Source organism: Chryseobacterium sp. KACC 21268, assembly GCA_028736075.1.
Taxonomy (GTDB): Bacteria; Bacteroidota; Bacteroidia; order Flavobacteriales; family Weeksellaceae; genus Epilithonimonas.
In genome coordinates this window covers 3702050-3714203 of record CP117875.1, presented here as the reverse complement: position 1 = coordinate 3714203, position 12154 = coordinate 3702050, and the positions used below count along the sequence as shown (strand labels likewise).

General features: G+C 36.0%; 16 protein-coding genes. 10 read left to right on the top strand and 6 right to left on the bottom strand.

What is annotated here, in order from left to right; all coding sequences use genetic code 11:
- The first annotated feature begins 10 nt into the window (after positions 1 to 10).
- Both PQ459_16980 and PQ459_16975 read left to right on the top strand, forming a co-directional pair.
- Positions 11 to 631, top strand: a complete 621-nt coding sequence (locus PQ459_16980; GenBank protein ID WDF46582.1) for an NAD(P)H-dependent oxidoreductase — start codon at positions 11 to 13, stop codon at positions 629 to 631.
- 16 nt (positions 632 to 647) lie between these two features.
- Complete coding sequence (locus PQ459_16975) at positions 648 to 935, top strand: putative quinol monooxygenase (protein WDF46581.1); 288 nt, start codon at positions 648 to 650, stop codon at positions 933 to 935.
- A 33-nt stretch (positions 936 to 968) separates the two neighbouring features.
- Here the strand turns inward: PQ459_16975 and PQ459_16970 are convergent, their stop codons facing one another.
- From PQ459_16970 to PQ459_16950, 5 genes are all read right to left on the bottom strand, one after another.
- Positions 969 to 2555 (bottom strand): ATP-binding cassette domain-containing protein, encoded by a 1587-nt coding sequence (locus tag PQ459_16970; GenBank protein WDF46580.1) that lies wholly within the window; start codon positions 2553 to 2555, stop codon positions 969 to 971.
- A gap of 121 nt (positions 2556 to 2676) precedes the next feature.
- Positions 2677 to 3090, bottom strand: coding sequence for a glucosaminidase domain-containing protein (locus tag PQ459_16965; protein ID WDF46579.1), 414 nt, complete (start codon positions 3088 to 3090; stop codon positions 2677 to 2679).
- Positions 3091 to 3137: 47 nt separating this feature from the next.
- Entirely contained in the window at positions 3138 to 3704 is a 567-nt protein-coding gene (locus PQ459_16960) for an RsmD family RNA methyltransferase (GenBank protein ID WDF46578.1), read from the bottom strand.
- A 47-nt stretch (positions 3705 to 3751) separates the two neighbouring features.
- Positions 3752 to 4105 carry a four helix bundle protein gene (locus tag PQ459_16955; protein ID WDF46577.1) on the bottom strand — a complete coding sequence of 118 codons (354 nt, stop codon included), beginning with the start codon at positions 4103 to 4105 and terminating at the stop codon, positions 3752 to 3754.
- Positions 4106 to 4148: 43 nt separating this feature from the next.
- The gene (locus PQ459_16950) at positions 4149 to 4865 is read right to left on the bottom strand and encodes a DUF3822 family protein (GenBank protein WDF46576.1); all 717 of its coding nucleotides are present in this window, start codon (positions 4863 to 4865) and stop codon (positions 4149 to 4151) included.
- Between the two features lie 402 nt (positions 4866 to 5267).
- Here PQ459_16950 and PQ459_16945 point away from each other — a divergent pair, with 402 nt between their 5' ends.
- Genes PQ459_16945 through PQ459_16915 form a run of 7 tightly spaced genes read left to right on the top strand, consistent with a single transcriptional unit; the run spans position 5268 to position 10211 of the window.
- Positions 5268 to 6437, top strand: coding sequence for a thioredoxin fold domain-containing protein (locus PQ459_16945; GenBank protein WDF46575.1), 1170 nt, complete (start codon positions 5268 to 5270; stop codon positions 6435 to 6437).
- Positions 6438 to 6439: 2 nt separating this feature from the next.
- Positions 6440 to 7060, top strand: a complete 621-nt coding sequence (locus PQ459_16940) for a DUF3575 domain-containing protein (protein WDF46574.1) — start codon at positions 6440 to 6442, stop codon at positions 7058 to 7060.
- A gap of 2 nt (positions 7061 to 7062) precedes the next feature.
- Positions 7063 to 7263 (top strand): hypothetical protein, encoded by a 201-nt coding sequence (locus PQ459_16935; protein WDF46573.1) that lies wholly within the window; start codon positions 7063 to 7065, stop codon positions 7261 to 7263.
- A gap of 14 nt (positions 7264 to 7277) precedes the next feature.
- Positions 7278 to 8042: a UDP-2,3-diacylglucosamine diphosphatase gene (locus tag PQ459_16930; protein ID WDF46572.1), complete on the top strand. Its 765-nt coding sequence runs from the start codon at positions 7278 to 7280 to the stop codon at positions 8040 to 8042.
- Between the two features lie 24 nt (positions 8043 to 8066).
- Positions 8067 to 9050, top strand: coding sequence for an acyl transferase (locus tag PQ459_16925; GenBank protein WDF46571.1), 984 nt, complete (start codon positions 8067 to 8069; stop codon positions 9048 to 9050).
- Positions 9051 to 9060: 10 nt separating this feature from the next.
- Complete coding sequence (locus PQ459_16920; GenBank protein ID WDF46570.1) at positions 9061 to 9654, top strand: DUF5715 family protein; 594 nt, start codon at positions 9061 to 9063, stop codon at positions 9652 to 9654.
- Between the two features lie 11 nt (positions 9655 to 9665).
- Positions 9666 to 10211, top strand: coding sequence for a hypothetical protein (locus PQ459_16915; protein WDF46569.1), 546 nt, complete (start codon positions 9666 to 9668; stop codon positions 10209 to 10211).
- A 49-nt stretch (positions 10212 to 10260) separates the two neighbouring features.
- Here PQ459_16915 and aqpZ read toward each other — a convergent pair whose 3' ends face one another.
- Positions 10261 to 10974, bottom strand: a complete 714-nt coding sequence (aqpZ, locus tag PQ459_16910; protein WDF46568.1) for an aquaporin Z — start codon at positions 10972 to 10974, stop codon at positions 10261 to 10263.
- A gap of 152 nt (positions 10975 to 11126) precedes the next feature.
- On the opposite strand from aqpZ, the gene PQ459_16905 reads away from it, so the two are divergent.
- Positions 11127 to 12119 (top strand): LLM class flavin-dependent oxidoreductase, encoded by a 993-nt coding sequence (locus PQ459_16905; protein WDF46567.1) that lies wholly within the window; start codon positions 11127 to 11129, stop codon positions 12117 to 12119.
- The last annotated feature ends 35 nt before the right edge of the window (positions 12120 to 12154 follow it).

The following is a 12154-nucleotide window of genomic DNA, read 5'->3' as shown; positions in this document are numbered from 1 at the left end:
TAATCAATTAATGAAAAATATATTTGTAATCAACGGCGGACAAACCTTTGCACATTCTGGCGGAAGCTTCAACAAAACCATTACCAACTGGACCAAAGAGGTTCTTGAAAATGATAATTTTGAAATTAGAATTACAAACGTCAATGATGATTTCGACGCAACTCAGGAAGCAGAGAATTTTAAATGGGCTGATATTGTGGTTTACCATTTTCCAGTTTGGTGGTTTCAGGTTCCCAATCGTTTGAAATTTTATATCGACGAAGTTTTCACGGCTGGTCACAACAATGGCATTTACAAAAGTGACGGCCGTTCCAGAGTGAATCCTGCCATCAATTATGGAACTGGCGGACTGATGCACGGGAAGCATTATTTCATCACCACAAGCTGGAATGCACCGGAAACGGCTTTCACTTTGAAAGGCGAATTTTTCAACCAACATTCGGTAGATGAAGGTATTTTATTCGGTTTTCACAGAATGAATGCGTTCACCGGAATGAAACATTTGGGAAGTTTCCATTTCCACGATATGGAAAAATCGGCGACTCAGGAACGTATTGATAATTACGAAATCGAGTACAAGAATTATCTCAAAAAAACTTTGGAAACTGAGAATCTAAAAGTGTTGAATTAATTAAATATAATCAAAAATGTCAATCTACTTAACAGCGATTTTAAAATCGAAAACAGATAAAATTCAGGAACTAAAATCGATTTTGGATAATATGGTTTTGAATACCAGACAAGAAGAAGCGTGCGAAAAGTACGAATTACAGCAAGGTTTGGAAGACGAAGCGGTTTTCATATTTCACGAGATTTGGAAAAGCAAAGAAGGTTTGGATGCGCACAACCAACAATCTTACATCAAAGAATTTGTAGAAAAAGCGCCTGAATTATTAGAAGAACCTGCGGAGATTTATCTTGCAAAATTAGTTTAATGAAAAACGCCTCGAGTAATTTCGAGGCGTTTTTTATAGACTGATAATTTTATCAATATTAATATCTTCTAAAAACTGATTATCGTGAGAAACTACAATCAAAGTTCCCTGATAATCGTTGATTGCTGATGTCAGAATCTCGATATTTTGTATGTCCAGATTGTTCGTCGGCTCATCCAAAATTATCATATCCGGAGAGAGATTTTGAATGGAAAGACAGCAGAGTAGAAGCTTCAGTTTTTCACCACCACTCAGGAATTCACACTTTTTGTCCCAATCATTTTTGAAAAAAAGGAATCGAGCTAAAATCGTTTTAACTTCGTGTTCTTCAAGGTTTCTTAAGTTAAATTTCTGCGCTTGTTCTTCCACCGAAAGTTCATTTTCAATCAAAGAATATTCCTGGTCGATGTAAACAGTTTTCTTTTCGGCTAAATTAAGAATACCAAAAGTTGGATTGATTTCTCCAAGAATCATTTTAATTATAGTGGTTTTTCCAGAACCGTTATCACCTTTTATCGCAATTCTTTCTCCGCTTATGATTTGAAAATCCAGATTGTATTTCCAAAGATTTTCTTTCTGATAAGTGAAATTAATTTCCTCTGCTTTCGCCAGAATTTTTCCTTTGTGAAGCTGAGAATTATCAAAGTTAATTTTCATTTTATCAATGCCAGAAAGGTTTCCCTTAAGGTCGTGTAGGTTTTCTCTGATGTTTTCAATTTTATCTTGATGAATCGATTTCAACTTTGAAGTGCTGTTTTCGGCTTTGTTGCGAAGTGTGTTCATCATAATTCTGGAAACGCCGGATTTCTCTTGTTTGCCTTTTCCGCGAGCATCCAGTTTATTTTGTCTTTCAATCGTTTCGCGCTCTTTTTCTTTGGCTTTTTTCAGTTCCTTTTCCCGATTTTGAATGTTTTGCTCGAGTGCGTTATTTTCGATTTTTTTCTGTTCAGAATAGAAATCGTAATTGCCACCATAAACCGAAATTCCACTTTTCGTAAGTTCACAAGTTTTGTCCAAAAGATTGAGCAAAACTCTGTCGTGGCTCACAATCAGCAGACTTTTTGAAGTTGATTGGATGAAATCATAAAGCAGTTTTCTGTTCGTGAAATCCAGATGATTCGTGGGTTCGTCCATCAAAATCAAATCTGGCTGATGAATCATCATTCCGGCGAGGAACAATTTGGTTTTTTGTCCGCCACTCAGGTTTTCCAATTTTAGATTTAAATCAAAATCGGGAAGATTCCAATATTCAAAAGCTTCTTTGATTCTGTCCTCGAGGGTCCAATCGTCGCCCAGAATTTCCATATTTTCTTCGGTGACAGAACCGTTCAAAATTTCCTTTAAAGCCTTTAATTTTTTATCGATTCCCAAAGCTTCCGAAATACTCAAATCATTGAACTGACCGAAGATTTGAGGAACGTAATAAACATTGAAAGCCGATTTTATGAATCCAGTTTTCGGTTGTAATTCTCCAGCAATTATTTTGAGCAAAGTCGATTTTCCGGAACCGTTATTTCCGATTAAAGCTAATTTTTCCTGCGAATGAAGTGTGAGATTGATGTTCGAAAAAAGAACATCTTTATTGGGATGTTGATAGGATAAATCCTGTAAGATTAACATAATTTCTTTTTTAGAATTGAACAATAGCAGACAAGTTTGCCTGCGAAAGATTGTCTGAAAAGAAATTAAATTTTACATTTTAATCTTGAGAATTTGATTTCTGCAAAGTTAGAAATTATTTTTAAAGTCCAAATTTCTTAATGACGGTATTGATTTTCTGTTTCCATTCCGCAGGTTTTCCGGCGTATCCGGCAGAAGCAATCGCATTCAGCCATTCAGAATAATCCAGATTTCCTTTCATTTTTGGATAGTACTTTTTTCGGGAAATCATCTCGCAAAACGCACGGAAAGATTCCTTTGAACTCTCAAAACTTTTGAATTTAGAGCCGTTCACCGTATTTTTTCCAACCATTCCAAAATGATTGTTCAAAGTCTGAGCGTGTTTGCTGTTTCCACCGCCAGTTTCCACATAAGCGATGGAAAGAATAATCGCCGACGGAATCCCAAATTCCTTGGAAAGTTCCGTTGCAAGTGGTTTGTGTTGGTTGATGTAAGAATTCTGTGCAGAGATTTTTAAGCTGAAAAATAAAATCATTAAGCTCAAAAATTTGATATTGAAATTCCTCATATTCACTTCAAATTTTATTCAGAAACTGGTTGAGCCTCGAAGAAAGAGAAGTTGATATTCCCATATTTTCTGCTGTCTTTCAGGTTCGGATGCGGATATTTTTGTCTGCTTTGATGTTCCAAAATGAAAAGTCCGTTTGGTTTTAATAATTCATTAGACAAGACCAAATCAATCAGTTCATTGTATTTTTTTTCGTCCGTTTCGAAAGGCGCATCAGCGAAAATAATATCGTATTTTTTCTCGTGGTTTTTCTTTCTTTTCAACCAGTCGAAAACGTCAAAACGTTGCGTGTTCACTTGCAATCCCATTCCCAATTCCTGTGCGGTTGAATTGATAAAACCTGCGTGTTTAGGGTTTAATTCGATGGAAGTGATGTCTTGGCAATCTCTGGAAGCAAATTCCAAAGTGATGGAACCAATTCCCGCAAAAAGGTCCAAAACGGAGCAGAATTCCAAGTCAAAACGATGCTCCAAAATGCTGAACAGCGCTTCCTTTGCAAAGTCTGTGGTTGGTCTTACTTCGAAGTTTTTTGGAGCCGATATTTTCTTCGCTTTCCATTTTCCGGATATGATTCGATACATTATTTTTAGCTGGGTGTTAGATGTTTGGTGATGGGTGTTTTTTCGTATTAAGTCAATTTATTTCTAAATGCTATTATCTGATTCATTAGTTTATAAGCCCTTTGATAATTTTCTTCAAAAATTCTTGGGTCGATATAATTTCGGTTTTTTGCTTTGTACAGACAAGTAACAACTTCAGCAATTGACCTTATCGAATAACCTAAGAATCTCTTAAATTCTGGATTACTTTGCAATATACTTCCTTCTGAAATATTTAATGCTATAGAATCAACTGCTCTCCTAATTTGAGAAGTCAAATTAAATAGCTCGTCTTTTGGGAAAGTAGTGGACATATTAAAAATTACTTCGCCAAAATCCATAGAACTTTGCCAAATAATCAATTTTTCAAATTTAAAACTCATATTTTACGCAATATAATAAACATCCAACATCTGACATCCCGCATCAAACCATTATAAAATTCTTTTTGTGCAAATTATCGAAAACGATTTTCAAGTTCGGAACAAATTTCTGCATTTCAGAGATAAAGGTTTCATTTTCCGTGGTTTCTCCGTAGATGTAGAAGTAAGTTTCCGTAATTCCAAAATCAATTTTACTCAAGGTAAACATTATGAAATAAAGAAAATCCACCTCCGAAGTTGCATCCAGATTATTGTAAAGCACCACTTTTTTATTCTCGATGGCAAAAAATTCCGCCTGCTGATGATACAGATTCACGTGAATTTCCTTTCGATTTTTCACGTTTAATGAATTCAGAAATTTCTCACCAGAAAAATTAAAATGAACCGGAACTTCCAACGCCTTGATTTTCTGATAGTAATCCTTCGGAAAACTGTAATAGAACTGAACGCCAAATTTCTTGTTCACAGACAACATCAATTCCTCAGAATCCTGTTTCACGTCCGCATTGTAAGCAATCAGGTCGTAGCCCAAATCGTGCTGGTCAAAACCTTCTTCCACCACAGAAAAATGGTTGATAGCCGAGACTACGGAGATTTCAGAAAACTTTTCCGAAGCCAAAACTTCATCCAGTTTTTCCGTCACCAGATTGGCCGGCGTTTCCTCATCCTTCAGGAAAATCTTCTCTTCCAAAACCTTTTTGGATTTAGAAATCTGCCATTGCAAGCCATCTTTCGTAAAAAGCAAGGATAATTTCCTCATATTTTAAAGTCAATAAAATTAATTTTTTGGGCAGCTTTTCCGCCTTCCACTCCCGCTATTTTTTGCCATTGCTTTTCCAGCCACAAAAAATGAGCTCCGTTCAAGTCGGGCTGCGCTTCGCAAAGTTGAAACATTCAAATATATAATCCAATTTTGTCATTCCATAGGAAACCAAACGAAGTGGTTCGACGTAGTCAATCTAAATTGTTAAGATTCCTACGGAATGACAAACGAGATGTTTAATTTAAAACAAATAGTTGAAAGTCTATTTTCTATCAGTCTATTCTCTCAAAGTCTTCCTTACGATTTGCAAAGTTAAAAAATTAAAACTTTAGGATTTCAAACTCTGTCCATTCTTACAGAATTGGTTATCTTCGCAAGATAATTCGATTTATTCTCAGAATGCAAAAAATATCATTTTTCTTTTTAATATTCGCCATTCAGCTTGCGTTTTCACAGCAAAACATCAAGTTCGAAGATTCAGATTTTGCCACTCTACTTGCCAAAGCCAAAACCGAAAAAAAACTCATCTTTCTCGATGCTTATGCGGCTTGGTGCGGACCTTGTAAACTGATGGAACGGAACGTTTTCACCAATGCAAATGTAGCGGATTATTACAACAAAAATTTTATCAACGCCCATTTTGATATGGAAAAGGGTGAAGGTGTTGCTCTGGCTGCAAAATATGGCATCAGAAGTTACCCGACTTTGCTTTTCCTGAATGGAGAAGGCGAAATCGTTGGCAAAGAATTAGGCTATCTTAAAACCGAAGAATTCCTGGCTTTAGGAAAGAAAAATAACAAACCGGAATTGGTCAATACCAATTTGAAAGAAGAATTTCAGAAAGGAAAATTAGACCAACCAGCACTATTGAATTTCATCAGTCTTTATGCCAGCAAAGACCCAATAATAGCCAAGCAAGCCTCAGAAAAATATTTTGCTAACAAAAAAGACAAGACCTTCACAGGCGAAGAAATCAACGCTCTTCTGAATTTCACACAATCTGTTGACGACGCTAATTACAAAGTTTTTACGGCAAATAAATCTGCAATCGTAGAATTATTAACCGAAAAAAATTACACGCAGTTCGATAATTATTTGAAATTGATGAAACTCGTAACTTCTGCAACCGATGACAAAACGAAAACCATCGACGATGCAAAAGTTCTGAAAGAAGGCGAAGGTTTGCTTCCAAAAGAAGACCTTGTCAAAAGCCTGAACATCTATAAACTGAATTACTACATCTCTCACGAAAATTTTCCAGCTTACGAAAAAACCGCTTTGGAATATTACAAGAATCCGGATGAGTTCAACAATTCAGAATTACTCGCGGCAGCAAGTGTTTTTGCAGACAAAGTCTCCACAAAAACATCGTTGCAAAGCGCTGCACGATGGGCAGAAAAAGTGGTAATGTCATCAGAGAATTATGATTCTACCAGCATCTTGGCAACTTTGTATGATAAATTAGGAAAAAAAGACGAAGCAAAAATGTTCGCAGGAATGGCAGCCAACTTCGCTAAAGAAGAAAACAAAGATGCCACAAAAATGAACGAAATCCTGAATAAGAAATAATAATGAAGAAAGTATTATCAATCACATTGATCTGTCTATCCATCTTTAGCTTTTCACAAAAAAGCGAAACCTATATCAAAGCCAACGCCTTATTCTTACCAATAGGAATTCTGAATGTGGGCGTGGAACACGGTTTTTCAGAACATATTACGGGACAGGCTGATGTTTTTGTTTCACCATGGAAATCTTTTGCAGGAAAGCATGCTCAAGTTTATATGCTGGGTTTCAATGGGAGATATTATTTTAATGAAGCTTTTAAAGGTTTCTATTTAGGTGCCGATTTTTCCTTAGCTCATTTTAACATTCAAAAATGGGGTTATTGGAATGATAACTTTTATGTTCATAAAAATGGAGAAGTGACGCCATACATCAATTCAAATCTCTACCAGAAAGGTTTTTCTTTCATTATTGGAGGAGTCACAGGATACCAGTTCCGATTGAATGAAAAATTGAATATGGATATTTATTTTGGTTTAGGATCAATGCAAAGTTTTTACAAGGGATATGATAAAGTTAGTGGAGACCGATATGATACTGAAGGTGACTCTATGGGAAGGGAAAGAAATAGAAGCGGAGAATTACTTCCTTATAAAGGGGGCGTGATGATATCTTATAAATTATAATAATGAATACGAAAATCAAATATCTACTTATCGGTGTCATCACATTCGTTATCATCTTCCTAATGAATTACATTGGTAATGACGCCCCGGATAAATTATCAAGAGCTTTGTTAACAGCTTCTGCAGCTGTCGTTGGTCTCGGAGTTGGAATGTGGATCTACAGCAAAAGAGATCAGAACGACGAACGTAATCATTTTGATTAATTGAAAATCAATTTATGAAGATTAATCTTAATCCAGATAAAAAAATATACTTTGCTTCCGATCAGCATTTCGGTGTTCCAGATCTGGCAAAAAGCAGAATCCGCGAGGAGAAATTCATCCGCTGGCTCGATCTCATCAAAAAAGATGCACAGATTCTTTTCCTGATGGGCGATCTTTTCGATTTCTGGCACGAGTGGAAATATGTTGTTCCCAAAGGTTATATCCGTGTTCTAGGAAAGATCGCAGAACTCAAAGACTTCGGAATTGAGATTTATTTTTTCGTTGGAAATCATGATTTGTGGATGAAAAATTATTTCGAAGAAGAACTGGGAATCCCTGTTTACTTTGAGAAAAAGTATTACGAAATCAATGATAAAAAGTTTTTGCTGGCACATGGCGATGGGCTAGGACCTGGTGATAAAGGTTACAAAAGAATGAAGAAAGTTTTCACAAATCCTTTGGCTCAATGGGCTTTCCGATGGCTGCATCCGGATATTGCGATGAGAATTGCCAATTATATGTCTCAGAAGAATAAACTAATTTCCGGAGATGAGGACAAAGAATTCCTTGGCGAAGACAAAGAATTTCTCATCCAATATTCCAAAGAAAAACTGAAAACAGAAGACATCAATTATTTCGTTTTTGGACATCGTCATCTTCCGTTAATTTTTGATTTGAAAAAAGGGGCGAAATATATCAATCTGGGCGATTGGATCGTCTATTTCACCTATGGTGTTTACAATGGAGAATCATTTGAAGTGAAAAAATTTGAAGATTAAATTCCTAAATTTAATTTGAAGACAATGAAGCAGAATATTTTTGACATAAAATCAGAATCCGATTTCCAGACCGCATGTTTGGAAACTTTTCATTATCAATACGAAAATATAGATGTTTACAGAAAGTTTGTTGATTATCTGAACATTGATTTGTCATTAATAAAAGAAGTTGGTGATATTCCATTTCTACCGATTGAGATGTTCAAGAATCATTTGGTTTTAGATAAAAATTCTGAAGCTGAAAATTATTTTCAAAGTTCCGGAACAACTCAGATGAATCGTTCCAAACACTATATCGCAGATTTTTCTCTTTATGAAGAAAGTATTTACAGGAGTTTTGAAAAATTTATAGGAAAGCCGGAAGATTACATTTTCTTGGGTTTACTTCCAAATTATTCTGAAAATACCCATTCATCTTTGATCTATATGGTCGATTTTCTGATGAAAAAATCACATAAATCAGAGAACGGTTATTTCCTCTACAATCATCAAGAATTATTCAATCTACTACAGAGTTTGACTGGTAAAAAAGTTATTCTTTTCGGTGTTTCTTTCGCATTACTGGATTTTCTTGATACAATGGAATCTGAGAATCTTTCAATTTTTAAATCCCAAAATTTAACAGTTATCGAAACCGGCGGAATGAAAGGCAGAAAGGAGGAAATGACAAAAGATGAGTTGCTAAAAATTTTCAAAGTTGGCTTCAAAACCGAGAAAATCTTTTCAGAATATTCGATGACGGAATTGCTTTCACAGGCTTATTCGCTTGGTGAAAATATTTATAAAAGTCCAAAATGGATGAAAATTCTCATCAGAAATACAGAAGATCCTTTTTCCTACGTTGAAGATGGAAGGACAGGCGCGATAAATATTATTGATCTTGCAAATAAGCATTCGTGTGCATTCATTGCGACACAAGATTTAGGAAGAGTGGAGGATGCTACTTTTCAGGTTTTAGGAAGGATAGATCATTCTGATATCCGTGGGTGCAGTCTTTTGGTTTCTTAAATTATTATTAATGAAGTTTTTATCACTAATTTTCATATTATTTTTTTCTTTTATCAAATCTCAGAAATGTTATGATCTGAAAGAAGTTTTGAAAGTGGAACCAAGTCCCGTTTACAAGGCACATTTGCTTGCTGCACAAAACTTCGGTATCGATATTTTAGAAAGTACAAAATCGGTTGATAAATATATTGCTTCGGGAAAATTCGTTAAAGTTAAAAAGAAGTCCCGAGGTTACCGATTGCAGGCTTTGGAATACAGCCGCCCATATTTGGTGAAGAAAGCTAGAGCAACTTTGGAAAGCATGTCTGCCAAGTTCGCTACAGATACCAAAAGTTTTTTCGTTGTCTCATCTGTAACAAGAACCTTGGAAGACCAATGCCGATTGAGAAAAGTCAATTCCAATGCCTCACTGGGAATTAGTTCGCACAACTACGGAGCTGCATTTGATATTTCGTATGTCCGTTTCGATCATAAATTGAAGGTCAATACAAAACTGGAAAAAGAACTGGAAAAAGTACTTGAATATTACAAAAACCTCGGACGCATTTTTTACATCAAGGAAAAACAACAAAGCTGTTATCACGTCACAGTTCGCAGATATTAGATTAATCAAAAATGTTGAAAATAGAAGAGCTCGTCCATAGCTTTATCAATACCAATTGTGATTTTGATAAAGAAATTGTTCTCACCAATTTTTTCCATTCCGATTGGGAGGCCGATATTTTGTCGATCAATAATGAAGGTTTCAGCCACGAGATTGAGATCAAATTGTCAAAGTCAGATTTTAAAAACGATTTCAAAAAGAAATATACCAACCAGAGAACTGGTGAAAAGTTTCTGAAACACGACAAGATTGGTTGTGGCGATTACATCTGCAACTCATTCAGTTTTCTCTTGCCAATGGGAATGGTCGATCATCAATTGATTCCGGAACATTGTGGTATCATTGAGTTCTATCACGATGAGGATAACTGGGAAACTACATTTTACAAGATTCGAGATCCGAAAACAATCCATCAGGATTCTTATTGGAAACTTTGCGACAAAGATCATTTTATGAGGAATCTTGCCCGAAGTTTACTTTTCAAAAAATTCGAATTGAAAGGAAAAAAGGAAGAATTAATCTTTAAAAATTTTTTCGAAGTAAAGAACAAAAAATAAATCCTGCCAATAGACTTAACAGGATTTTTATTTTTATTGATGAAATAATTTAAGCTAACTCCTTTTTCTCAATCAAAAGATTATAAACAAATGCTGCAAAAATGCCTCCCAAAACCGGAGCTGCAATGAATAGCCAGATTTGGGAAAGTGCTGCTCCCTTTGCAAAGATTGCAGGACCAATACTTCTCGCAGGATTCACAGAAACACCTGTGATTTTAATCCCAACAATGTGAATCAAAACAAGTGACAATCCAATTGCCAAACCTGCGAAACCACCGTGGATATTCTTGGTAGAAGTAGAACCCAGAATGACCAACAAAAAGATAAATGTGAAGACAAATTCTGCCACAAAAGCTGCTAATGTATTGTATTCATCTAAATAACCAGTTCCCCAGCCGTTAGATCCCAAAGCCCAAGGTCCCAGTTCAGCACCTGGATGATTCGTGAAAATGATAAAGAGAATTCCAGCTCCTAGGATAGCACCAACGATTTGTGCCGCGATGTAGTAAGCGGCTTCCGCCATCTTCATTCTCCCTGCTGCTACCATTGCGATAGAAATTGCAGGATTGATATGGCAGCCGGAAATGTGCCCGATTGCATAAGCCATTGCGACCACACTGAGTCCGAAAGCAAAAGAAATTCCAAGAAGTCCAACGCCAGTAGTGCCATCAGCACCGGCAATGACTGCACTTCCGCAGCCCATTAAGACTAGAACCATTGTGCCGATCATTTCGGCAACAAATTTTGATGTTGTAGATACCATTTGTAATGTTTTTTGTTTTTTATTGCGGCAAATGTAATAAATTTTTCATTGGATTGTTAAAAATTTCTTAAATGTGGACAAAATTTCTTATTAATCATAGGAACTTAGTATGGTTTATTTTTTGTCTTAAACAGTTGTATAACTTTCAAATTATGTCAATCAAATATTCAATTCTAGACCTTGCGACGATTGTCAAAGGTGACGATATCAATAAAACATTTCAAAAATCTGTAAGATCTGCTCAGCACGTAGAGAAGTTGGGCTTTACCAGGTATTGGTTCTCGGAGCATCATAATTTTCCCAATGTAGCAAGTGCAGCAACATCAATTTTAATTGGTCACGTAGCTGGACAAACGAAAACTCTGAGAGTAGGGTCGGGTGGTATTATGCTTCCCAATCATTCTACATTATCGGTTGCTGAGCAATTTGGTACTTTGGACGGATTGTTTCCTGGAAGAATTGATCTTGGCCTGGGAAGAGCACCAGGAACCGATATGCTGACTGCAAGCGCTTTGAGAGGAAATAATTTCAATCCCAATTATAATTTTGAATTCCATATTAAAGAACTTCAAAAATATATGTCCAATGAAAATTCTGAAGCGAAGGTACGAGCTATTCCCGGAGAAGGTGCAGATGTTCCTCTTTATATCTTGGGAAGTTCTACGGACTCAGCATTTTTGGCAGCCAAATTAGGAATGCCTTATGCCTTTGCAGCACATTTTGCACCATCTCAATTGGAAGTAGCTTTGGAAATTTACAGAGAACATTTCCAGCCGTCCGAGTTTTTGGATGAGCCTTATGTGATGATTTGTATTAATATAATTGCAGCAGATTCTGTGGATGAAGCGCATTATTTGTCAACATCCCATTTTCAGGTTTTTGTCAATATATTGACGGATCAGAGACAACCACTTTTGCCACCAGATGAAACAGATCTTGCTAATATTTCTGATGATGTGGCATTGCATCTCAACAGAATGGCAGCGAAAACCTTTGTAGGTGACAAAGAGACTTTAAAGGAAAAACTCTCGAAGTTTGCAAAAGATTACCGACCAAATGAGATCATCGTTTCAGGCAATATTTTCGATTTTGATAAAAAACAAAGATCGTACGAGATTGCAGCCGACATCATCAAATCGCTTTAAGATAATTACAACATCTCATTAAACCAAAATAAAAG

Bases quoted from the DNA above. Each gene is read 5' to 3' on its own strand.
- PQ459_16975 (WDF46581.1), top strand. From the start codon at position 648: ATGTCAATCTACTTAACAGCGATTTTAAAATCGAAAACAGATAAAATT.
- PQ459_16940 (WDF46574.1), top strand. From the start codon at position 6,440: ATGAAGAAAGTATTATCAATCACATTGATCTGTCTATCCATCTTTAGC.
- PQ459_16925 (WDF46571.1), top strand. From the start codon at position 8,067: ATGAAGCAGAATATTTTTGACATAAAATCAGAATCCGATTTCCAGACC.
- PQ459_16965 (WDF46579.1), bottom strand. From the start codon at position 3,090: ATGATTTTATTTTTCAGCTTAAAAATCTCTGCACAGAATTCTTACATC.
- aqpZ (WDF46568.1), bottom strand. From the start codon at position 10,974: ATGGTATCTACAACATCAAAATTTGTTGCCGAAATGATCGGCACAATG.
- PQ459_16905 (WDF46567.1), top strand. From the start codon at position 11,127: ATGTCAATCAAATATTCAATTCTAGACCTTGCGACGATTGTCAAAGGT.
- PQ459_16970 (WDF46580.1), bottom strand. From the start codon at position 2,555: ATGTTAATCTTACAGGATTTATCCTATCAACATCCCAATAAAGATGTT.
- PQ459_16955 (WDF46577.1), bottom strand. From the start codon at position 4,105: ATGAGTTTTAAATTTGAAAAATTGATTATTTGGCAAAGTTCTATGGAT.
- PQ459_16980 (WDF46582.1), top strand. From the start codon at position 11: ATGAAAAATATATTTGTAATCAACGGCGGACAAACCTTTGCACATTCT.
- PQ459_16915 (WDF46569.1), top strand. From the start codon at position 9,666: ATGTTGAAAATAGAAGAGCTCGTCCATAGCTTTATCAATACCAATTGT.
- PQ459_16960 (WDF46578.1), bottom strand. From the start codon at position 3,704: ATGTATCGAATCATATCCGGAAAATGGAAAGCGAAGAAAATATCGGCT.
- PQ459_16935 (WDF46573.1), top strand. From the start codon at position 7,063: ATGAATACGAAAATCAAATATCTACTTATCGGTGTCATCACATTCGTT.
- PQ459_16920 (WDF46570.1), top strand. From the start codon at position 9,061: ATGAAGTTTTTATCACTAATTTTCATATTATTTTTTTCTTTTATCAAA.
- PQ459_16930 (WDF46572.1), top strand. From the start codon at position 7,278: ATGAAGATTAATCTTAATCCAGATAAAAAAATATACTTTGCTTCCGAT.
- PQ459_16945 (WDF46575.1), top strand. From the start codon at position 5,268: ATGCAAAAAATATCATTTTTCTTTTTAATATTCGCCATTCAGCTTGCG.
- PQ459_16950 (WDF46576.1), bottom strand. From the start codon at position 4,865: ATGAGGAAATTATCCTTGCTTTTTACGAAAGATGGCTTGCAATGGCAG.